Origin of the sequence: Flavobacterium reichenbachii, from assembly GCF_002217435.1 — a bacterium.
GTDB classification, from domain to species: Bacteria; Bacteroidota; Bacteroidia; order Flavobacteriales; family Flavobacteriaceae; genus Flavobacterium; species Flavobacterium reichenbachii.
Window position 1 is genome coordinate 43,050 of the sequence record NZ_MUHF01000027.1, and the last position, 24,278, is coordinate 67,327.

Consider the following 24,278-nt stretch of genomic DNA (forward strand, 5'->3'; position numbering starts at 1 on the left):
AGATTTAAAGTCCAAAACGATATTGCAAACCTCCAAGAACTTGAGTTCTGCTTGCCAAAAAGCCACATTCTAATCTAAACATCAAGTGTTTATTGTATTGAAATTGAGTTCCCACAATAAAATTCCACATATCTTTTGGTCTCTTTTGAAGCGAATACTGGATCGAAGAAGAATCTACTGTACTCAAAGCTCCATCTATTGTGGTTAGAAAATTTCCCGCACTCTCAAGTGCTCTGTTTGCAGTATTATGTTTGGCAATATTTGCCGGATTATTTTGCTGAGCAGGAGTTAAGCCATTCCACCAATTATCTACTTTCTCTTGATTATCAGCAACTTTTGTAAATCCTTCATCTACTTTTGCCTGTGTATCTGCTGTCGAAAATACTTGTGATAACGGAATATCTCCGTTAGTATCTCCACTAATATGCACGCGAAAACCTCCAACCCAAACCGCTATATTTCTGTCTTGTTTAGGAAGATTAAATGTTTTACCCAGTCTTGGCCCAAACACATACGAAAAAGCAGGTTTATCAAGAGAACTAATATCAGTCCAGGCTACATTCATGTCCAGAGCCAGCCAGCCGCCGCCAATACCAATTGTCGGCGTCATACCCAAACCAAAAGTGGTAGCATCAAAATCGGCATGCGTATTAAAATCGGCGATTTTTGACCAGTTATTAGCATCATCTGGAATCCATATTCCAGCATTGATCTTTGTTGAGGTTTTGGCTTTTCCAAAAACACCGTAAATATTTAAGAAAGGAAGAAGCCAGATATCCGGTCGAATAGAGATAGAACTTGCAGCAACAGACGATTTTTCAAATCGCACAATTTCATCCAGATTAAATTTGGGGCCGTTATTAAAACCTACTTCTAAATCGCTGATTACAATTTCTGAATCCTGCCAGAAATAATTTATTGATAATCCTGCGGAGTAAGGTAATTTATACCCTTTTTGAGCTACTTTTTTACCCCATATAGGTAATGCGTAAGGATACTCTGCAACCTTGAGGCTGTCTTTTAGTTCTTGATTTTTCTGACCCACAATTTTTTCTGTGTAAACCTGACCCGACATTTGAAAAACTATGAATAATAAAAAGGCTGTTATTAGTTTAGAATATTTCATAGACTTGGTGCTAAAAGTTAATAATAAATCATGTTTAATAATAGTACTTGCAGCGGTGTAAAAAAAGGAGAGTAGGGCTTTTAGGAAATGATATTAAACCTGCTTATAGATAATTTATGAGTTTAATAGTGTTAAAGATAGTGAAAATTTCCTCATTAATTGTTTTAAGTACTTGTTTATGAATGTTGTAAGTGGTTTTTGGTGGTTTTTTAGATTTTAAATTTTGTAAAAGAATAAATCTTACTTTTGTAATATGAAATGGATCGCAGCCCTCTTATCAATTTATTTGATGGCACTTTCAAATATGCCCTGCGCAGATATGGAAGTGGACAGCGCCGTTCATAATACCGCTCAATTTTCTTCAGAAGCAAATCATTCGCACGATAAAGACAATGATTTATGTTCTCCATTTTGTGCTTGTAATTGCTGTGGAGCTCAGGTTTTAAGTTATCAGTCTTCTATAAGTTTTGAGTTTCCTAAAACGTATCATATAATTTCAATTCCGTTACCCAATTATAATTCTGTTTTTGCTTCCAATTTCTACGGAAGTATCTGGCAGCCTCCTCAAATAGCATAATGATTTATGCCCGTTCCGATTTTTCGGAATTCGGGCCAGAGAGTTGTGGAATTTCCACACATTTACGGCACTAATCTGCCCAATTTCTCATTTCATTATACAATCAAATGTTAGATAAAATCATTCAATTTAGTATAAAGAACAAATTCATTATACTATTATTTACCCTCGTGCTTATTGCATGGGGAAGCTATTCGCTTAAAAAATTACCGCTCGATGCGCTGCCCGATGTAACCAATAATCAGGTTCAGATTATTACAACAGCCCCAACTTTGGCCAGTCAGGAAGTAGAACAATTAATTACCTATCCGTTGGAACGCGCTGTAAAAACCGTTCCGGAAATTATAGAACTTCGAAGTATATCCCGCTTTGGATTATCTGTTGTTACAGTTGTTTTTGAGGACGATGTAGATATTTACTGGGCTCGCGAACAGATATTTCAACGTTTAAAACAAGCAGAGGAAAACATCCCGGATTATGTAGATTCTCCAGAATTAGCACCAATTACAACAGGTTTAGGTGAAATTTACCAATACGACGTTTACGCCAAAAAAGGCTACGAAAACAAATACAGTGCAGTAGAACTGAGAACCATTCAGGACTGGATTATCGTGCCGCAATTGCAGGGAATAAAAGGTGTTGCAGATGTAAGTACCTGGGGCGGAAAACTTAAACAATACGAAATCGCCGTTAATCCAAACATGCTCAACAGTCTGGGAGTAACAATTACCGAAATCTTCGACGCTTTAGAAAAAAACAATCAAAACACAGGCGGTGCCTATATTGAAAAAGACCAATATACCTATTTTATCCGTGGTGTCGGAATGGCAAAAGGGGTTAAAGATCTGGAAAATGTAGTAGTAAAAAACAGAAATGGTTCGCCGGTTTTAGTTCGTAATCTGGCACAGGTTCGTGAGGGTGTGGCACTGCGTTACGGAGCTTCTACAAAAGACGGTAAAGGAGAAATTGTTTCTGGTTTGGTTTTAATGCTAAAAGGAGAAAACTCGAGTGCTGTCGTTAACCGAATTCACGAAAAAATGGCTCAGATCAATAAAACGCTGCCAGAAGGAGTTACTGCAGAAGCATTTATTGACAGAGGAAAACTGGTCGATAATTCGATCAAAACAGTTGCAAAGAATTTATTAGAAGGAGCCTTAATCGTCATTTTTGTATTGATTTTATTTCTCGGAAATCTTCGTGCCGGATTAATCGTTGCCTCGGTTATTCCGCTTGCAATGTTATTTGCTGTAATTCTAATGAATGCTTTTGGCGTAAGCGGCAACCTAATGAGTCTCGGAGCTATAGATTTTGGGATCATAGTGGATGGCGCCGTAATTATTGTCGAAGCCACGATGCATCATCTGCAGAAAATCAAAAATAAAAAGGAATTAACGCAGGAAGAAATGGATGATGAAGTTTATAATTCGGCTTCAAAAATCAGAAACAGTGCGGCTTTTGGAGAAATCATTATTTTAATAGTATATCTGCCTATTCTCGCTTTGATTGGAACAGAAGGAAAAATGTTTAAACCAATGGCCATGACAGTTGGTTTTGCAATCATTGGTGCTTTTATTCTTTCCCTGACTTATATCCCGATGATGAGCGCTTTATTTCTTTCGAAAAAGACTGAGCATAAACCCAATTTTAGCGACCGAATGATATCTTGGTTACAAAACCGTTATACGCCTTTTTTGAATAAAGCTTTGGCGTTTAAAAAAGCAGTTCTATCTGTTGCAGTTGGATTATTTGTTTTGGCACTTGTAGTTTTCCAGAATATGGGAGGAGAATTTATTCCCACAATAGAAGAAGGAGATTTGGCTATAAATGCTACAATTATGACCGGAAGCTCACTTACGCAGATGGTTGAAACGACGACCAAATACGAACAGCTTCTAAAAGCTAAATTTCCCGAAATCCAAACCATTGTTACCAAAATAGGAAGCGGCGAAATCCCAACCGATCCAATGCCTATCGAAAGCGGTGATTTGATTATTGTTCTGAAAGACAAAAAAGAGTGGAAAGGCAAATACCATAATTGGGAAGATCTTGCAAACGCCATGAAAGAGGAAATGGAAATAATTCCTGGAGCCAATATCGAAATTTCGCAGCCCATTCAGATGCGTTTTAACGAATTGATGACCGGAAGCCGATCTGATATTGCGATTAAGATTTTTGGCGATGATCTGGAGATTCTGGATTCTAAAGCGGCAGAATTAATTTCGAAAATAAAAAACATCGAAGGAATTGGAGATTTAAAAGCTGATAAAGTTACCGGATTGCCACAGATTACAATTAAATACGATTACGACAAAATCGCCCTTTACGGACTGAATATTTCTGACATTAACCAAATCATCCGTTCGTCATTTGCAGGCGAAAGTGCCGGAAAAATATACGATGAGAGTAAAAGGTTTGATGTCGTGGTGAGAATGGATGAGCAAAATCGCGGAGATATTACAGATGTGAGTAATTTGTTTATTCCGCTTCCAAACGGCCAGCAGGTTCCACTTTCTCAAGTAGCTTCGGTTGAATATGAGCAAGGTCCAGTGCAGGTCATCCGCGAAGACGGAAAACGAAGAATTACAGTTGGATTAAATGTTAGAGGAAGAGATATTAAAAGTGTTGTTGAGGAAATTCAGGAAAAATTAGATCAAAACTTAAAACTTCCTGCGGGCTATTATGTTACGTACGGCGGACAGTTTGAGAATTTAATCGAAGCAACCAAAAGACTTTCGGCTGCACTGCCTATTGCTTTAGGATTAATTCTGGTCTTGCTTTATTTTACGTTTAAAAGTATAAAACAAGCATTTCTAATTTTTACGGCAATCCCATTATCTGCAATTGGAGGTGTTTTTGCACTTTCATTAAGAGGAATGCCTTTTAGTATTTCTGCGGGAATTGGTTTTATTGCTTTATTTGGAATTGCGGTTTTAAACGGAATCGTACTTATTTCCTATTTCAATCAGCTAAAAGCAGAAGGTATTTTAGATCCGCTGCAAAGAATTCTTATCGGAACCAAAACCAGATTACGTCCTGTTTTAATGACGGCAGCAGTGGCATCATTAGGATTTTTGCCAATGGCATTGTCCACAAGCGGCGGGGCAGAAGTGCAGAAGCCTCTGGCAACCGTTGTAATCGGCGGATTAATTTCTGCAACATTATTAACCTTAATCGTTTTGCCGATTCTGTATTTAATGTTAGAGAAGTTTAGCAGCAAAAGTAAATTAGAAAATGAGAAAATTTGATAATTAGAAAATTATAGCAGATGACAAATTCAACATATAAAATCAGCACAATTTCCTTTGCCGACTTTGCGGAAAATCTTTCGCGAGCTTTGCGATTAAGTGCACTCTTATTCGTTACAGTTGCTTCACAAGCACAACAAAAAGTTACTTTAGAAAAAGCAATAGAACTTGCCAAATCAAATAATATCGATCTAAAAATTGCCGATAAAGAAATAGAAAAACAAAACGTTTTAAGGAAAACTGCTTTCCAGCCCGATGCGTTGCAGGTGCAGTATCAGGGAGGGCAATTTAACAGTGTAGACTTTGATCATAACATTTCGGTACAGCAGTTTTTTCCATTAGGAAATGTTACAAAAGCCAATAGACAACTGCAGGAAGAATTGGCAAAACTGGCAGAAAAAAGAAAAGCTTTATCTTCTTATGAATTAGAAAAAGCAGTGACTTTGGCATATTATCAATATTTGTATGGGATTTCGATTCGGACTTTAAACTCAGAATTAAATGAGATTTATACCAAATTCTTAAGAAATGCAGAACTCCGTTTTAGAACCGGAGAAAGCGGGAATATCGAAGTAATAAGTGCCAAAGCGAAAGTAAAGGAAATTGAAACTCAAAAAGAACAATTAAATTTTGATTTGGCGATTTACCAAAAACAGCTTCAGTTTTTTGTTCAGACTGATGAAAATATTATTCCAGATGAAAACACAAAGCTTCAGTATTTTTTTGTAGAAAATCAGGAAAACTCAAAATTAGAAAATTTGATAACAGATTTTTATCAGCAGCAGATTTCGGTTTATCAAAAAGAGGCGGTAACGTTTAAAGCTTTACGAACACCAAAAGTTGGTTTAGGTTATTTTGCACAAACTATAAATACAGAATCGTTGTTTCAGGGTTTTACGGCCGGATTGCAGATTCCGCTATTTGGAGGCGTCAATACGACAAAAGCAAAAGCTGCAGCAATTAGCATTTCGCAGTCGCAATTGACTTTAGATAAAAACAAAATCATTTTGAATCTGCAGAAAGAAGAGCTGCAAAACAACTTTCAAAAACAACAGAAAAATCTGAATTATTATCAAAATGAGGGATTGCAATACGCCAATCAGATTATCGATACCGCACAAAAAAGTTATGCCAACGGCGATATGAGTTATTGGTCGTACATCAGTTTTTTGAATCAGGCAATCGACATTAAAAAACAACTTGCCGAAGCCACGCACAGCTACAATCAAAGTGCTGTTGAACTTCAATTTCCAACTATCAAAAACAATTAATGATGAAAAATATATTTAAAAGTTTAACCGCAGATTTAACCACAAAGAGCGCAAAGGCTACGCAAGGGAAGCAAAGTTTAATTTCCTTGCGTGCCTTGCACTTTGTCCTTGCGTGCCTTGCGGTTATCTTAGTCGCATGTAATGAAAAGAAAGCAGAGGAAAGCCACGAAGAAGAAAAATCAAGTACGGAAGTTGCATTAACCGAATCGCAATACAAAACCGTTGGAATTGAAACAGGATTTGTAGAAGATAGAAATCTAAATAAAATCATCAAAGCAAACGGCTACACTACAGTTCCGCCTCAAAATTCTGCAGAAGTTTCGACTTTAATTGGCGGAACGGTAAAGGATATTTATGTTTTGGAAGGAACATTTGTTAATAAAGGAAAAGTTTTAGCAACCATTCAGAATCTGGAAGTGATAGAAATGCAGGAAGATTATCATTCGGCTGCAGCCAATGTAGAGTACTTGCAGTTAGAATACAACCGTCAGAAAACGCTGAGCGACGAAAATGTAAATCCGAGGAAAACGTTTCAGGAAGTAAAAGCCAGGTTAGCCGCCGAAAGAGCGCGTATGCAGGCTGCAAAAAATAAGCTTGAAGCGCTGCATGTCAGTACAAAAGGAAGTACCTCTTTGGTTCCGGTTGTGTCGCCGATAAGTGGTTTTGTAGGCAAAATTAATATAGCTAAAGGCGCTTTTGCCAATACAGGAATTTCGCTTTTTGAAGTTGTAGATAACAGTCAGATGCATTTGGATTTGAATGTTTATGAGAAAGATTTAGGTTCAATTTCAGTTGGTCAGGTAATTGATTTTGTATTGACAAATCAGTCTAATAAATCGATTAAAGGAAAGATTTTTGGAATCAATAAATCTTTTTCTAACGAAAGTAAAACTGTTGCAGTTCATGCCAAAATTGATCCGGCCGATGCCAAAGGGCTTATTCCCGGAATGTATGTTTCTGCAAATATCAATATCGTAAATACTACAGTTCCGGCTTTGCCAAAAGATGCGGTAGTAAGAAATGCCGATAAATATTTTGTATTTGTGCAGGAAGAAGGACAAGAAAAACATGCTGATGTATCGGGCAAAAATGAAGGAAATCATGAAAAAGAAGTTCATTTTAAAGCGATAGAAATTATTCCGGGAACTACAGATTTAGGTTTTACAGAAATTAAATTTGTAGATAAAATTGCTGCAGATGCAAGAATAGTTACAAAAGGAGCTTTTTATTTAGTCTCTGCCATGAAAGGCGGGGGAGAACATGAACATTGATTTTTTAAAAGGTTCTATCCCGAAGCTTCGGGACTGAGCTGCTAAGGGACTGAGGTTTGTCGCTGGTAAAGATTGTGACATAGCCAATGGTTTCAACCATTGGGACACAATATATCCACGATTCGTTTCCCACGGTTAAAACCGTGGGCTATGTTTCAAATGGTATGGACTAAAAGATTTGCGATTATGTTTACAGAATTACTTGTGTTATTCTTCGTTCCTCAAGAATTACAAACAATATTCTTAAGCATAACTTTGAAAAAACTTAGCGACTTAGTGCCTTTGCGGCATTAAACTTTGCCACAAAAGCCGTAAATTTAGGACATTATTTTAAACAAAGTTTCTAGTGCCTAAGACTTGAAACTTTAAACCCTGAAATTCTAAAATGATACACCAAGATAAAGAAATAAAAAATACAAAAATCAAACCCAAATCAGCATGCTGCTGTTCGCATGACGAACCCGCGCACTCTGATAATGACGGGCATGATCACGGACACGATCACGAAAACAATGCAGATGGCAGTTTGTTCAAAATATTTTTACCAGCCATAATATCCTTTGTATTACTGCTTATCGCGATAGTTTTTGATAATTATTATGCTAAAAATTGGTTTTCAGAGTATATTAGAATTCCGTGGTATATAATTGCTTATCTGCCAGTTGGACTTCCTGTTTTAAGAGAAGCTTATGAAAGTATTGTAAAAGGCGATTTTTTCTCAGAATTTCTGCTCATGTGCATTGCTACAATCGGAGCCTTTGCAATTGGTGAATATCCTGAGGGAGTTGCCGTAATGTTGTTTTATACTATTGGAGAAAACTTTCAGGGTCTGGCAGTAAGCAGAGCAAAATCGAATATTAAAAGTCTGCTTGATCAGCGTCCTGATGAGGTCAATATTTTAGAAGATACTATTGCTGTAAAAATCAAAGCCTCTGATGTTAAAATTGGATCCGTGATTCAGCTTAAAGCAGGAGAAAAACTAGGGTTAGATGGTGAATTGCTATCAGATAATGCTTCTTTTAATACAGCTGCTCTTACGGGCGAAAGCAAACCGGATACAAAGGTAAAAGGAGAAACTGTTTTGGCCGGAATGATTAACGGAAATACAGTTGCTCTGGTAAAAGTAACCGCAGCTTATAATGACAGTAAACTTTCTAAAATTTTAGAAATGGTTCAGAATGCCACGACTAAAAAGGCGCCTGCAGAATTGTTCATCAGGAAATTTGCTAAAATCTATACACCAATTGTAGTTTATCTCGCAATTGCAATTTGTTTATTGCCAATGCTTTTTGTTACTAATTATGTTTTTAGCGATTGGTTGTATCGTGCTTTGGTTTTTCTGGTAATTTCTTGTCCGTGTGCATTAGTTATCAGTATTCCGCTGGGTTATTTTGGCGGAATCGGTGCTGCGAGTAAAAACGGAATTCTCTTTAAAGGCAGTAATTTTCTCGATAGTATTTCGACCATTCAGAATGTTGTGGTAGACAAAACCGGAACCATGACCGAAGGTGTTTTTAAAGTTCAGGAAGTCATTATAAAACCAGAATTTGATAAAGAGGAAATCCTCAAATTGGTAAATGCTTTAGAAAGCAGAAGTACACACCCAGTTGCAACAGCCATTCATAACCATGTTGGACAAATCGATTCTTCTATTGAATTGAGTGATATTGAAGAAATTTCCGGACATGGATTAAGAGCTTCTTTCAACGAAAAAGAACTTCATGCAGGGAATTTTAAACTTCTGGAAAAATTTAATATTAAATACGATATTGATCCGACTTCAATAGTTTACACCACAATTGCGATTGCTTACGACGGAAAATTTGCAGGCTATCTGACAATTGCAGATGAAATTAAAGAAGATGCAAAAGAGACGGTTTCTAAACTAAAATCATTAGGTGTAAAATTAACTATGCTGAGCGGTGATAAAACCAATGTAGTTCAATTTGTGGCAGACCAGCTCAGAATCACAAATGCCTTTGGAGATTTGCTTCCGGAAGATAAAGTCAATAAAATAAACGAGATTTTAGCCAAAAATGAAACTGCGGCTTTTGTGGGCGATGGTGTAAACGATGCGCCTGTTATTGCGCTCAGTACTGTTGGAATCGCGATGGGAGGTTTAGGAAGCGACGTCGCAATCGAAACCGCAGATATTGTAATTCAGGATGATAAACCTAGTAAAATTGCAATGGCAATCAATATCGGAAAACAAACTAAAAAAATTGTCTGGCAGAATATTACTTTAGCCTTTGTCGTAAAAGCATTTGTATTGATTCTTGGTGCAGGCGGACTTGCCACAATGTGGGAAGCTGTTTTTGCAGATGTCGGTGTGGCGCTGTTAGCGATTCTAAATGCCGTTAGAATTCAGAAGATGAGGTTTTAAAATCAGTAAATTAAGCGATTGAAGAAGAGTATTAGTCTTCTTCAATCAATTTATCATCCCAGAAAATCAAAAGTTTATTTGCTCTAATATAATCGTATTGTTCTTTTGTAAAATAGACAACTTGTGCATCCTGACCGCCTGTGTACAATTCGTAAAACTGACCTTTGAGTTTATTTTCTTTGACAATTGATTTTACAAAATCAAAAAAATCAACGTCGATCCAGTCATTATTGATTTTAAAAACTTTAGAATAGGATTTAGTTCCGAGCTTGAATTTTAAAGTCGTTTTTTTACTTTTTTCAATATCAAATTTGTTAATAATTTGTGTTGGATTAAATTCATTTTTCGAAATAACAGAAAATTCTTTAAGCAATTCTGCATAAGGATCTTCAAGGTTTCCAAGTTCTGTATCGTACCAATAAATCATGTTCGGAAAAGCAGAAAGCACTTCATTATAATCCCTGTTTTCCTGTTCCGCAACTTTTTCTTTTGCCTCATTAATCTGCAGTGGAGACAGATGGGCAAACAAACCAATTTTCTGGTATTCTTCGATTACTTTTTCAATTTGTGCAGTAGTCGGCTTATTTTTAAAATCTTCATAACTTGGCCTGAAATAAGATTCAGATTCCTGGAGGGCTTTTTCCTGTTCTTTGGTTAATGCCATTATTCCAAAAACCTTTTCATCCAGATTATCATTATCACTATAAACTTCAATTTCATGAAGTCTGTAAGGAGAGTGCAGGTCGGTAAGGATTTTATTGAATATTTTATAATATTGCTGAGAGTCTATTCCGCCAGCAGAATATTTTCCTGTAGAAGGCGTATATAGTCGATAGAAGCTGTTTTGTTTGTAATTTTTTCCGCCTGATTGAATAGAAACAATAAAATCATAAAATTTAGTATCTTCATCAGACATTTTGCTGTCTTCCACAATTTTAAATTCAAAATTAGAAAAAGCCAGTTCCGGCATTATTTCGGCAGTTTTTTTATGAATTAACTCGAGATAGTTTTCCGGCTCTTTTGAATAATTTTTTTTATCTATGATTACGGATTTACTGCAATAGGATAGAAGATCAATAGGATTCTTTATTTTTTCATTGTCTATAGCAGCAATAAGTTCTTTGTATTGAGTTTCTACTATTCCGTTGTTTTTTAATTTATCAGCAAATCTTTTTAATTTTTCAGGTGCCATATAGTCAACTTTCATTGCCTCAAATGTAATTTCACTCAGAAGTTTAAGTTTGTAGCTATAAGAATTCGCATTTATCTTTTTTTGAAATTCATTAAATTGTTTTTCAGTAACAAGGTCACATTTTTTCAGTTTGATAAGATATTCAGTAAGTTCCTGATTTTCTTTTTTTTGTTCTTCTTCGGTTAGTTTCTCGTTATCAAAAATGTCATGAGACCCCATTTCAGAAAAGAAACCTCCGGTAATATTTTTATATTGACATTGAAATAATCCATATAAGTAGGAAGTAGCATTTTTCGTTTTTATACGATCCTGATTTTCTTTAAAATCTTTTACCTGTTTTTGTTCAATAAGATTAAGGTCCAGAATTTTTTGTAATGTATTATCTTGATTTTGTCCTTTTACAAAACTGGTTGTGAATAAAATTAAGAATAACATCGGTTTAAAGATTTTTTTGATATTCATATTTCCACTGAAATAGAGATTGTTTGATTCTTTTTTGTGATCAAAAGATATATCAAATAAAAGAATAAATTTTTAAGTTTTAATATTTTATTTCTTCAAATGGTTCAAAAAATGAAGATGTATTTAAAATTTCAACTCAATTATATTTTCGTTATTTTCTAAACTTATTTCTGTAGTATTACTTTGTGATGGAATTTGTGTCGGATACCAATTTCTGTTTGGATGTACCAAGATCAATAAACCTTCGTCGTCACCAAGTGCAGCAAAAGTTTCGCTGTTATTATTTTTCGAAAAGAAATGAAGCCCATGTTCTGAAATTAATTGATTGCCTAATTCTAAAGGATTTTCAGTAACAATTCCGATTTCGCTTATATTTAAAATAGATTGAGAATTAAATTCACCAACCTGTTCATTATTAAGATCATGTCTGGCGATAAATTCCAATAAATTTCCGTTTGTATCGTAGAAATAAATAGCATGTGAATTCCATTTTTCAAAATCAGTAATAACATTTTTATCTTCAATTATAATTAAATCTACTTTGTTTTTGCACCATTCAATTGCTTCTTCAAGCTGGTTTTCAGGAATATTAAAAGCAAAATGGTAAATGGAATTAAATTGAGAATCTTCGACAAATTTTAAAATTGAGCTGCCAGCCTGAATCGTGATTGATTTTTGATCCTCTTCGAGAATAAAAAGACCTAATGTATTTTGATAAAACGCCTTTGCTTTCTCAATATCGTTTGTTTTAAGCTGAATCTGATCTATTTTCATAAGGATATTTTTTTGTGAATAAAAAAGCTTTTTTGGGATACAAACAAATTTAAAAGATTAGGATAAGCTTCTGTTTAAAGTATTATTTTATGCTTCAATAAAGGTATAGTAATTTAATATTAAACTGTTATTTAAAATTAGATTTTGGTTTGGTATTCAATAAAAAAAGTTCATTTCAAAAATATGAAATGAACTTCTGGATTATAAAAACGGCTTGTTTTAAGCCATGTCGATTAATCCTCTTTTTACAACATAATGATCGTCATTTTTTACCAGATAAAATTGTGCCGCAAATCCTGAAGGTTCCTCCATATACGTTACGCTTACATCAAGATATCTTGAACTGCCTTTTTCTTCTCCCCACATAAAATCATCCAGAATACCTAAATTTTGTGTCCATTCTAAATTGTTGATCCATTCTCTGCCTTCAAAAGATTCATCTTGTGCAGTTTCGTGAATAAGATAGTGATCGCGCCAGATTACATGAATAGATTCTTCCCAATCATCATAAAGATGATCTACACTATTTTTTGCATTGTCTAATTCGCCTTTTTTTAAATAAGCAAAAAAATCTTCTACTACATTTTGAACTTCAAGTTCTGTTGGTTTTTCCTTCCAGGTTTTAAAGGTTGTCATAAATTTTTACTGTTATTAGATTTTTATTTAATGATCTTTCATTTACTGATAATCAGGTAATATTCGCGTTAAATGTATAAAAAAATAATATTCATTTTTTAATTTTTTAAGCATAAAAAAAAGTCCATTTCAAAAAAGAAATGGACTTTTGGATTTGTAAAATTTTGGGGCAATATACAAATCGTTTGTAATTATTTCGGCATTTCCGGCGCCATGATTCTTCTGGTCGGCGTGCTTAAAGTTTCTATAAACGCTAATAAATCACTTATTTCTTCTTTGTTCAGATTTAGTTTTCTCAACATTGGATCTACTTTTGGAATTAAAGAATCTCTTGGAGTTCCCAGATATTTTTTCTGAACCGGAGAAGGGTTTCCTAAATTGTACAATTCGACCACATCTAATAAACTTGGAAAATGTCCGTGATGCATCCACGGTCTTGTATTTGCAACTTCTCGAAGTGTCGGCGTTCTGAATTTACCAATATCTTTTACCTCTTTCGTCACATTGTAACGTCCGAAATCTTCATTTTTTGTTCCGAATAAAGTCTGTCCGTCATTATGAAACTGATTGTCGCTGAAATAAGGCGTATTGTGGCAATTGATGCATTGTGCTTTGGTTCGGAATAGATGAAGTCCTTTTACCTGCGAATCGGTGTAAACGTCTGATTTTCCGCTTACAAAGTGATCAAATTTGCTTTTCGGACTGTTAATTGATCTTTCGAAGGTAGCAATGGCATATTGAATTCTTTCTAAAGTAACTTTTTTGTCTCCAAAAGCCGAGGAAAATAAAGTATTGTAACCTTTAACTTTGGCAATTTTATCAACAGCAATAGTTAGTTTCTCGTTCATTTCTAAAGGATCTGCAACAGGAAACTGCGCCTGATCTTCAAGACTTTTTGCGCGTCCGTCCCAAAAAAGAGAAGTTGCATATGCGGAGTTTAAAATCGTCATCGAATTGCGTTTTCCGGTTTGGCGGTCGTGTCCAAAAGAACGTGTCAAATTATCTGTCCATCCCAATTCCGGATTATGGCAGGAAGCACAGGCGATCTGTCCACTCACTGATAACCTTGGGTCAAAAAAGAGTATTTTTCCCAAACTTTCTTTTTCCTTAGAGTACGGATTATAAGCTGGATATGGTACAGCAGGAAGTACTCCAATATCCTGAAATTTAGATTTGTCGATACTTTCATGCAATTCTGCCGCAGGCCATTTAGAAACATCGCCGCTCGAATAGAGTTTTCGTAATTCCTGAATGTCGATATATTCTGGTTCTTCAATGCTCTTGTAAGCCGTTAGACTCAGCAGAAATAGGAGAGGGAAGATTAGTTTTTTCAATTCTTTTTTTTTGATTTGTTTCAAGTTTCAGGTTTCAGGTTTCAAGTTGCCATAAACGCGAAACTGAAACTTGAAACTTAACATTATTTTTTACTCCAAAAGCTTTGTCAAAGTTTTAAACTTTGACAAAGCTCGATAGGATCTCTTTTTTGATTTAATTGACAATTGATAATTAACAATTCGCAATTATCAATTTTTAATTATCCATTATCAATTTCAAGTTAAAGCGTAACTTCTTTTGGGCACGGAATGCTTAAAGCAGCTGGCTTTGGATAAACTCTATTGTTGTACATTCTGTATTGTGTCGAAACTGTTCCTCCAAACAGTTTGTCGTTTGTTAGTTTTAGTTCAAATGAAATTTCATATAAACCTGCGCTGATTTCTTTATACGTTCCATCGCCAGAAATGGCAATAACATGCGTATTTGAAGCACTGGATCCAATAGTTATATCCTGCGGAATTACGAGAACTGTTCCTTGTGTTTTGCTGTTACCGTTTGCAGGGAAAAATTCTAAAGCCGAAGTGATATTGAATCCGGGAGAAATCGCTGCTGCGTTACTTTCGTTAGAAAACCATCTTTTTAAACCAAAAGAATTGACTGTATTAGTCCCGCTCGCCACATTAAAACCGATTTTGAAAGCATCATGATACACATCATCATTAGGGTTTGGGGTTCCTTTGTCACTGTACAATATGGCATTTTCGTTGTCTTTTGTTACTACAACCGGAAAGGTTAAAGCATTAAAAGTCTGCCAGGTACAGTTTCCGTTGTTGTTAAACCAATGTTCGCCGTACGTTAAGTAAAATGCATTGGTAGGATCTGTAAATTTTGATGCAGGATAGGACTGAACATCTCTCGGAGATTTTATTGGTTTTACGATAGTAAGATTAATGCTTCCCGTTGCATTATAGTTTGGAATATTTACCAAAGTAATTTTTGATTCGTAACGGGCATCATCATTTTGTATATCTTCCAGAAGCGTTAAATGATAGGTAATAGAACTTCTATTATCTCCAAAGTCATCATGTGTTAAGGAATATTCAAAACCATTTTGAAATTTAAAAATCGAAGTATTTTCTATTTCAGAAGGGAAAAATCCGTTCGGGAAATTTACTTTAAAATCAACTGTTTCACCAACTTCACCTTTAATAACAAGTTGATTTACCGGAAAAGTATAATTAGTTGTAATGGCAGTCAAATCAATTTTGAAAGTATCATTTGGATATGTTGTATTTAAATTTCCGATATGAATTTCAGGATCAGAAACAGTTTCCAGTTTTAAAGTAATGCTTTGATTTGCTGCCCATCTTTTGTCAAAAGAAACAAAAATAGTATCGGTCAATTTACTTCCTTCAAAAACCAATTGATTGACAGGATTAACTGTAAAACTTTCATTATCGCCAGTTGAAGAAACGGCACTGAAATTGGCCGTTACTGCGCTTTTTAACGAACGAGTTGATAACGCCACAGGTACTTTTAATGTTTTTACCGAGCTGTTTGCATAAGTATCTTTAGGAATTAACATCGAGCTTACAGCAGGATATTCTAACGGAATATTAGCGCTGGTTACCAGAAAGTTAAATCTTAAATGCGGTTCAATTTCAGAACCTAATTTATAATCGTCTTTTGAACAAGAAGTCAATAACAATGCTATTGCAAATATGCGGAGTATCTTAATAGGATTCATTTTGCTGTAAGTTTTCATTAAGATTAATATTGTATAATGGTATTGGTAACACGAATTTTGGAGAAGGATATGCGATACTGCAATTGGTAGAAATACAGCCGTCATTTCTTGTAATTCCCAAATGATTGCGTCTTAAGTCGAAGAATAAATGTCCTTCAAAGCAAAGTTCTTTTCTTCTTTCTAGAAGTATATTTTCTTTTAGATTTAATGTATTTGTTAGTAGAGAAGCGTTGGCACGAGCACGAATGATATTAATATCTGACATTCCAAGATTGGGCTGACCGTTTTCTAATGCAGCTTCGGCACGAATTAGATACATTTCACTTAGTCTAAAAGCAACATATCCGGCGTTATCCTGAAATTTTCGTGTAAAATTATAGGGAGCGGGCGTTAATAAACCATTTACAAGAGTTTGAATATTAACGGTAAGAAATAATTGTTTTCTTAGATCATCAGCTTCATAAAGATTTACCAAGTCGTTTGAGGCCACATATCTTGCATATGTATTTGCATTGAAACCAAAATAGCTTGCCATAGTAACTTTTGCTGCACTTTCAGCATCTCTTGGAATTGTAAATTCTAATAAAGCCTCGGAAACAGGAAGATCAGGCTGCACCCATTGCGCTACTAAATTTGAAGAACTTACCAGTTGTACTCCTGAATTTGTGATCACATCATTAGCAGTTTCATAAGCATTTGCCCAATCTTTTTTATATAAATAAACTCTAGCCAATAAAGCTTTTGTATTATTTTTATTGAAATAAGAATAAACAGGACCAGTCATTGCAGACGTATCCGAATAATTATCAATTGCTGTTTTTAAGTCATTAATAATTAGAGAATAAGTAGTGGCTAAAGTTTCTCTTTTAGGGTATTTTAACCCCGCTTTTATAGATTCTGTGCTATATACAATTCCTAAATGAGAAGCATCTGATGTGTAACTGTAATCTTGACAATAAATCTGAGACAAAAGAAAATGAGAATAGGCTCTAATCGCTAAAGCTTCTGCCTTTATCTGATTTTTTTCGGCATCAGTTGCATCGGTTAATTTTGGAGTATATTCTAAAATTAAGTTAGCCTGATTAATAATACTGTAATGACCAGTGTAAACGGATTCAAAATTACTGGTCTCTTCTGTATCCTCAAAAGAATATACTTCTCTAACATTAAGTGCTGGTGTGATCTGTCCGATGCTGCTTCCAGATGAAGTTGGCGTAAATTTGATATTACCGCCTTGCAAATCAGAGTAAACGGCAAAACGTTCGCCTCTTACGTTTTCTTCAACTGCACCATAAAGTCCTTTCATAGCGGTTAAAACACCCGCTTTATTTTGTAATAACTCATCTATCGAGGTTTGAGTTCCGGGTTCCTGTTCTAGAAAATCACTGCAGCTTTGCAATGAAAAAATCAGGAATGCTGCTGTTATGTATTTTAAATATTTCATCGTCTTAAAATTTTGCATTTACACCAAGCGAAATAGTTCTTGCCTGTGGATAAGTATAACTAAATTCTCTAATTCCGTTCATTCCCTTCGGGCTTTTTTCTTTATACCAATACAATACATTGGTTGCATCTGCAAAAACAGAAAGTGCATCTAGAAAAATATTTTTGATCGGAACATTGTAACTGAGGTTAACGTTGCTTAATCGTACATAAGTAGCATCGTAAACATACTTACTTAAATTTGCTGTAACGGGTACAGTTGTTACGGCAGCGTAAGGCACAACATCTCCAGGATTTCTCCAGTGATGATCAGCATTTACAGAAAGATTTCGGTTTGAACTGTTGGAGTATTTATCGATAATCGCATCAGAGGCAAAGAAATCACCGCCTAATTGAAAATCACCTCTAAAAGTTAAGCTTAGGTTATTGTAAAAAGTAAAGCTGTTGTAGAAACCTCCATATGCTTTTGCCTGAGTATCTCCAATTGGTTCCCAATCAGCTTGTGTAAACAAAGTTTTGTAAGTTGCAAGATCATAAACCTGACCATTTTTAGTAACCAAATCTCTTCCAGTAGCTGGATCAACACCTACCCAGTGGATTCCCCAAACAGTTGTAGTGCTATAGCCGATTTTTTGAGCCAAAGCTAATTCACCAACAGAAAAATCACTTCCTAAACCTTTTAAATCGGTTACTTTGCTATCTACAGTAGAAATATTAAATGAAGTAGTCCATTTAAAATTATCGCCTTTAAACCATTTAATTGTAGTCTGAAGTTCCAATCCTTGATTATACATACTTGCTGCATTCAACTGCATAGAGCTGTAACCTGTTTCTGTTGGAATATTTCTCGTAGTGATCAAATCAGTTTTTTCATCACGGTAATATTCAAGAGAAAATTCTATGCGGTTAAAAATATTAAAATCGATTCCGGCATTAAATTTTGTGTTCTTTTCCCAGCTTAATCGTCCGTTTGGAGCAGCACCAACAACAGCACCTGTTCCGCCATTATAACTATTCTGCTGATAATTGTACAAACCTTTTGAGCGGTAAGAACCAATTCTAGAGTTTCCTGTTGTACCGTAACTTGTTTTAAGTTTTAATAGATTAATCCAAGAATTGTTGTTAAAGATTTTTTCGTTACTAATAATCCAGCTTGCACCAGCACCGCCGTTATTAGCCACATCAGTATCATCTCCAAAAACAGAACTTTGATCGCGACGGAAGTTAGCCAGCAGATAATAACGTTTTTTATAATTATAGTTTACCTGAGTAAATAAGGAAACTCTAGAGTTATAGCTGATTTCAGTCCCAACAGATTGATTGCTCTTGGTTTCGTCCACATCTGGAGTTGCTGGATTATCGTCTCGGATTGCATTAGAAATTGGATTAATAACAGCAGGATTCACAAAACCAACTGCAGATTGATATTCAAAGTCGGTTTTATCCTCAGAAAGTTCAAAACCAACAACCCCGTCAACAGCATGATTTTCTGTTAGCTGTTTGTCAAATAAAGCTTGTCCCTGCCAGTTCCATTTAGTTGAATTTCTTTCATTCAAAAGTCGGCGTCCCCATCTTGGATATGTGATATTATCTAAAACAAAAGTTCCTGCAAACTGACCACTTTCATTTGCAGCAGAAAAATAACGATCCTGTTCTTTATCTGTATAATCCATTCCGAAAAGAGTAGAAAATTTGATCGCTTTACTTAATTTATACGAAAGACTTAAACTTCCTAAAAGACCGTAAGTCTGTGCTTCATTTTTATTTTGTTCAATTGCTGCCAAAGGATTTCCTCTCATCATACCGCTGACACCTAAGTTGGAGTACGATCCGTCTGCGTTGTAAGGAGAAAGGGTAGGAAGATAAGCAAAAGAATAAAAGATATTTGGTGCGTCCTTTTGAACAAAACTAGGATTCAACATTAATCCAATGTCAAGTTTATCAGAGCTGTAACCTAAATTTATTCCCGCATTTAATTGTTTGGTTGTGTTACCCATCTGAGGCTCATCAATTTTAGTATAACTAATATTGGTGCGGTATGAAATTTTTGTGGTAGAACCAGAAACATTAAAATTATATTTATTGAAGATTCCTGATCTGTTCAAAAGACCAAACCAATCTGTATTTACTCCGTTATAAGTAGTTAGAGCCGATCCTGGTGAAGTGTTTTTTACAAATTCGTTTCGCAGTTCTGTGTATTGTTCACCATTAAGATATTTAATTTGATTGATAGCAGAAGAAACCCCAAGCTGATTAGAAAAACCAAATTGAGTTTTTCCCTTTTTTCCTTTTTTGGTAGTAATTAAAATTACACCGTTTGCTCCATCAGCACCGTATATACCAACAGCTGCCGCATCTTTTAAGACTGATATTGTCTCAATATTTTCTGGAGCAATTTTCATTAATGGATTCCCGAAACTTTCAGAAGCATCTCCATTACCATTAAAATACGAACTGTCTATACCAAATTCTTCACTCATAATAATTCCATCAACAATAAAAAGAGGCTGGCTAGAAGTTCCTGTACGAGCACCAGATAAAGAAGGAAGTGTTCCCTGACCGCGAATGTTGATTTTTACTGGACCGCCGACTCCAGAAGTATTTTCTACCAAAACTCCGGCAATCTGCCCCGTAATCATTTTGTCAATACTTTCTGAAGCCTGTTCTACAGCAATATCTCTGGCTTGTAAAGTCGAAATACTCCCAACAATTTCTTCCTTTAATTTGGTAGTTCCGTACGATGAAGTAATAACTACAGGATTTAATTCGTCTGCTGCTTCTTCAAGGAAAAAAGAAAACAGTTTTTTGCTGCCTGCTTTTTGCGACTGAGTCTGCATTCCTAAAAATCCGACTTCTAGTGTAACATTCGGAATATCATTTCCAGTTAATTGATAGACAAATTTCCCGTTAAAGTCTGTAATAGCGCCCATTCCTCCATTTCCTATTCCTTTTATGCGGACAGAAGCACCAGGAAGCGGTAGTTTACTTTTAGCATCATAAACAATTCCGCTTATAAATCGTTCTTTTTCCTGAGATTCCGTCTCAGAGGCATCAGGTGTTTTACTAGTTAATAAAACCTGCTTTTTCTGAATGTAATAGGAAATGTTTGTGTCTTTTAATAATTGCTTTAAAACAGTTTCTAGAGTTGCATTATTAATGTCTAAATCTGCAGATTGTTCGGCATCAATTTTTCTGGCATTGTAAATAATTCTAAAATCACTTTGTTCTTCTATTGATTTTATAATGGTGCTGATAGGTTTGTTTTTAACATGTATTGTGATCAATTTATTTTGCGAAAAACCTTTAAAACCAGATATAAGAAGGGCTAAGAAAAACAGAATTTTTCTTAAATTTTTGGGTATCATTAATGTCATGTTTTATTTAGTTTGGAATATTGGTAATGGTAATAGTATTTTGTTTAATGGAATAATTAAATGGCGTATCACGTTTTAGAAGCTCTAAAATGTTTTCGACACTAGAATCACTAATATTAATTGTACCTGTAAAGTTCTGTCTGGCCAAATCAGAATTTTCATTGATAATTTCAACGTCATAGGTACGCTGAATAATCTTAGCGATTGTTGAGAATGGGGTATCTTTAAAAGCAAGTTCTCCTTTTGTCCAGGCAGAATAGAAGGAAGGCTCGACCGTTTTTGTTACAATTTTCTTAGAATTATTAATCCAGGTTGCCATTTGATTTGGCTCCAGTAAAACTACATTTGATGCATTTTCTGCTTCATACATTTTTACACTTCCTTCTATTAATGTACTATTAACAGTTGGGTTTTCAGGATAAGCACTTACATTAAACTTAGTTCCGAGAACTTCAATTGCAGCCTGATTGGCGTGTACAATAAAAGGATGTTCTTTATCTTTGGCAACTTCAAAAAATGCTTCTCCGGTTAAAAAAACATTTCTTTTTCCGTTAATGCCAAACTGCTCCGGATAACGAAAAGTAGTTCCGGAATTTAGACTCACAACTGTGCCATCAGAAAGTTTAAGTCTAAATGTTTTTCCGTAAGGAATTGTAAGTGTGTGATATAAAATGTCTTTATCAAGAACTTTCCCGAAGTATACAATTTGGTTTGGAAATTTTTCAGCAATCAATTCGCCATTGTCATTTACCAATGTCGATTGATTTTTTTGCGTAAAATATTCTACACGTCCATCGCCTAAATCCAAAACAATTTCTTTGTTTTCTTTTGTGTCGCTGGTAAAATATAAAGCCGTTTTTCCTAACCCAAAAACAATCGCTGCAACCGCCGCATATTTGCAGTACTGTACTACTTTATTTTTTGGCTTAAGGGCAATTACAGCAGCTGAATCTCGAGCGATTTCTCCGGATAGCGCTGTAAGTGTCCAGGCTTTCTTTAAGGTTATAAATTGTTTTTTATTATCCTCAGAAGCTTCAATCCATTCAAAAAGTGCTTGAACTTCTTGTTCTGATGCTTCATTAGATAAATATTTATTTATTATTTCCGATGTCATATAGGCGGTTTTAAACTTCTCGCTTTAGTAAGTACACCTAAGTTTTAAAATACCCTATCTTTTATTTTTAATTATTACAAATAAGAATAAAAATAAAGAACAAATAATCGGATAATTTGGTTTTTAAAATCTTCAAAGCCTTTGTCATATGGGCTTCAACCGCTTTTAAAGTAACTTGCATTTCTTCGGCGATTTCTGCGTTTTTTTTATTTTCAAAACGTTTTTTAATAAAAACTTCTCTGGTTTTGGGAGGTAAATCGTTTATGGATTCCTGAATTATGCGTTCTAATTCGGTCAATTCTAAAGTATCAAATTGAATGGAATTTAAAACTTCAATATCCAATTCTCTTTCTTTTTGATTTAAAAGGTCGTTCTTAAATTTATCCTTCACTTTATTATGACGAATAAGATTTAAACATTTGGATTTAGCATACGTATACAAGAAAGACTGAATCCCGTTGATAGATTCTACACTTTCTCTGTTCTGCCATAAATGCAGAAAAGCTTCCTGCGCCAGATTTTCTGCTTCTTCGGGATCGTAAATAAACTGAACGCTGAAAGATTGAATCCTGCGAAAGTATTTGTCATAAAAATAAGTAAAGGCAGTTTCGTTTCCTTCTTTGAAAGATTCAAAATGTGTGGATTCTAAACTACTATTTATATTCATTGAACAGGATTACTTAGGAAAGCAATATAAGTATTTATTTCTATGAGTGCGTACTTGAATTTGCTTGGAAAACGGCAAATATAAAAGTTTATTTATATTAATTCTAAATAAAATAAAATTATTGAATGTTTCAGGAAAAATTATTCAGAATAGGTTTATTTAACCGCAAAGTGCGCTAAGAATTTTTTAGATTCTAGATTTAAAAAACGCAAAGTCCGCAAAGCTTTATGGAAAAACTTTGCGGACCTTTTTTAAACATTTCCCAAGGTTTCAACCTTGGAAAATGTCGGGTTTTATGGTCTTCCAATGGTTGAAAACATTGGTTATCTTTATCATTTTGGCGAACTTAGCGTAACCTTTGCGTTCTTTGCGGTTAAATAACGCCGCGTTTAAAATTTCTCCATCCAAAACCAATCAAAATTAAAATGAAAAGAACCAGTGGTAAAAACGCTTTTGCAAAGCTTGTTTTTGTAGAATCATTAAAAGTTTCGACTTTATATTTTGACCAGTTTTCTTTTTCTACCAGAGCTTCGTCAAATATTTTAGGATAAAAATGCAATCTCATTTTTTCGTGGAATTTTGCTGTTTCTTTCAAAAATAAAAGCTGATTTCCCAGATCGGCATGAGCAATTTCATTCAATTGTAACTGCGTATGGAGCGTCGGAATAAATTGTGCGATTTGCTGGCTGGCAAGATTACGCTGCTGTAATTTTGCTTCCAATTCGCGCGATTGTCCAGCCGATTCGTCATCTCCCATTTGCTGCATCGCATAATACCAAAGCCAGCTGAATTCTTTTTCGGGGAGCGGGTAATGTTTAAATTGAGGATAATGTTCGTAGAATTTGTTCAATGTTGTCATTTTATCCATATCCCATTTTTCGTGATACGCATTTCGCTGTGTCAGCGTAAGTTCTAGCGCTTCAGGAACTTTGTATTTATTGACAATATAAGTATTGATTGCTGCCGGAAGAATGACAATTAAAAAAAGCCAGATCGTTAATAAGATCACGGCATTATAGTTTGAATGCTTTTGTAATGAAACAATAAAGAAACAAACTGCAAACCAAAATAAAATATACAAAATACCAAGTACAAAAAAGGTTAGGAGCGAGACATCAATCGGAATGTTTAAGAACAAAACTGCAGCAACAAGAATAATGGTAAAAAGCGCCGCTAAACTCAGAATCCTGACGTAAAACAGTTTTAATATAAAAGCAAATGTATTCTGACTCTGCGTTGCCACGATTTTCCAGGTGCCGCTTTCTTTTTCTTCTGAAATAACATTGTATGAAAATGCCACGATTAACAGCGGAAAAAGATAAATCAAAACAAAACTAAAATCGATATTTCCCGATAGTAAATTATTCGGATTATTGAGTTCAGCATCATATTTCTGAGCTTCTAAACCGCGAATCGTAACACTCTGAATCGATGGATTTACGTCGCGCTGTCCAATTGCAAGACTGTTAATCGGAAGGGTTTTATTGACTAGTGAAAATTTGATGTAATAGAGTAAAAGTCCAATATCATCTTTATGATAAACAGCATTTCTGGCAATATGTTCTTTTTGATAAACCGAAGCTTCAGTTATAGTATTGTATTGTTTTTCCTGAAATTGATGTCCGATTAAAAGACTTATAAAACCAATTAATAGTAAAAAAAGTAATCCAATTTTGGTACCCTTTGATCGTAAGAAATTTTTAAATAGTAGTACTAACATA

The 24,278-nt window shown here is 34.8% G+C and carries 16 protein-coding genes; 5 read left to right on the forward strand and 11 right to left on the reverse strand.

Translation table 11 applies throughout. The annotated features are described in order from the left end of the window. Positions 1 to 4: 4 nt before the first annotated feature. Entirely contained in the window at positions 5 to 1,126 is a 1,122-nt protein-coding gene (locus B0A68_RS20795) for a hypothetical protein (RefSeq protein ID WP_035680453.1), read from the reverse strand. A gap of 253 nt (positions 1,127 to 1,379) precedes the next feature. Here B0A68_RS20795 and B0A68_RS20800 point away from each other — a divergent pair, with 253 nt between their 5' ends. The 5 genes from B0A68_RS20800 (at position 1,380) to B0A68_RS20820 (ending at position 9,873) form a co-directional block, all read left to right on the forward strand. After that, complete coding sequence (locus B0A68_RS20800; RefSeq protein ID WP_035680451.1) at positions 1,380 to 1,703, forward strand: DUF6660 family protein; 324 nt, start codon at positions 1,380 to 1,382, stop codon at positions 1,701 to 1,703. Positions 1,704 to 1,810: 107 nt separating this feature from the next. Continuing rightward, positions 1,811 to 4,948: an efflux RND transporter permease subunit gene (locus tag B0A68_RS20805; RefSeq protein ID WP_035680448.1), complete on the forward strand. Its 3,138-nt coding sequence runs from the start codon at positions 1,811 to 1,813 to the stop codon at positions 4,946 to 4,948. A 20-nt stretch (positions 4,949 to 4,968) separates the two neighbouring features. Continuing rightward, a complete protein-coding gene (locus tag B0A68_RS20810) occupies positions 4,969 to 6,219 on the forward strand; it encodes a TolC family protein (protein ID WP_035680445.1) in 1,251 nt (416 codons plus the stop codon). A gap of 2 nt (positions 6,220 to 6,221) precedes the next feature. After that, a complete protein-coding gene (locus B0A68_RS20815; RefSeq protein ID WP_084679103.1) occupies positions 6,222 to 7,490 on the forward strand; it encodes an efflux RND transporter periplasmic adaptor subunit in 1,269 nt (422 codons plus the stop codon). A 385-nt stretch (positions 7,491 to 7,875) separates the two neighbouring features. Beyond that, positions 7,876 to 9,873, forward strand: a complete 1,998-nt coding sequence (locus tag B0A68_RS20820) for a heavy metal translocating P-type ATPase (RefSeq protein WP_035680444.1) — start codon at positions 7,876 to 7,878, stop codon at positions 9,871 to 9,873. A 31-nt stretch (positions 9,874 to 9,904) separates the two neighbouring features. Here B0A68_RS20820 and B0A68_RS20825 read toward each other — a convergent pair whose 3' ends face one another. The 10 genes from B0A68_RS20825 to B0A68_RS20870 all read right to left on the reverse strand — a co-directional run bounded on the left by B0A68_RS20825 (position 9,905) and on the right by B0A68_RS20870 (position 24,277). Beyond that, a complete protein-coding gene (locus B0A68_RS20825; RefSeq protein ID WP_035680441.1) occupies positions 9,905 to 11,500 on the reverse strand; it encodes a hypothetical protein in 1,596 nt (531 codons plus the stop codon). A gap of 150 nt (positions 11,501 to 11,650) precedes the next feature. After that, a complete protein-coding gene (locus B0A68_RS20830) occupies positions 11,651 to 12,301 on the reverse strand; it encodes a VOC family protein (RefSeq protein WP_035680439.1) in 651 nt (216 codons plus the stop codon). Positions 12,302 to 12,520: 219 nt separating this feature from the next. Next, entirely contained in the window at positions 12,521 to 12,937 is a 417-nt protein-coding gene (locus B0A68_RS20835) for a hypothetical protein (protein ID WP_035680435.1), read from the reverse strand. Between the two features lie 191 nt (positions 12,938 to 13,128). Then, on the reverse strand, positions 13,129 to 14,271 hold the full coding sequence (locus tag B0A68_RS20840) for a cytochrome-c peroxidase (RefSeq protein ID WP_035687658.1): 1,143 nt from the start codon (positions 14,269 to 14,271) through the stop codon (positions 13,129 to 13,131). A 221-nt stretch (positions 14,272 to 14,492) separates the two neighbouring features. Then, the gene (locus B0A68_RS20845) at positions 14,493 to 15,959 is read right to left on the reverse strand and encodes a hypothetical protein (protein WP_123947535.1); all 1,467 of its coding nucleotides are present in this window, start codon (positions 15,957 to 15,959) and stop codon (positions 14,493 to 14,495) included. Next, complete coding sequence (locus B0A68_RS20850; protein ID WP_240475219.1) at positions 15,946 to 17,403, reverse strand: RagB/SusD family nutrient uptake outer membrane protein; 1,458 nt, start codon at positions 17,401 to 17,403, stop codon at positions 15,946 to 15,948. Before B0A68_RS20850 ends, B0A68_RS20845 begins: the two co-directional genes overlap by 14 nt. 4 nt (positions 17,404 to 17,407) lie before the next feature. Continuing rightward, a complete protein-coding gene (locus tag B0A68_RS20855) occupies positions 17,408 to 20,776 on the reverse strand; it encodes a SusC/RagA family TonB-linked outer membrane protein (RefSeq protein WP_035680430.1) in 3,369 nt (1,122 codons plus the stop codon). A gap of 7 nt (positions 20,777 to 20,783) precedes the next feature. Further along, a complete protein-coding gene (locus tag B0A68_RS20860) occupies positions 20,784 to 21,890 on the reverse strand; it encodes a FecR family protein (RefSeq protein WP_035680429.1) in 1,107 nt (368 codons plus the stop codon). Between the two features lie 67 nt (positions 21,891 to 21,957). Further along, complete coding sequence (locus B0A68_RS20865) at positions 21,958 to 22,557, reverse strand: RNA polymerase sigma-70 factor (protein WP_035680424.1); 600 nt, start codon at positions 22,555 to 22,557, stop codon at positions 21,958 to 21,960. 373 nt (positions 22,558 to 22,930) lie between these two features. Continuing rightward, positions 22,931 to 24,277 carry a DUF3526 domain-containing protein gene (locus tag B0A68_RS20870; RefSeq protein WP_035680421.1) on the reverse strand — a complete coding sequence of 449 codons (1,347 nt, stop codon included), beginning with the start codon at positions 24,275 to 24,277 and terminating at the stop codon, positions 22,931 to 22,933. Between the last annotated feature and the right edge of the window lies 1 nt (position 24,278).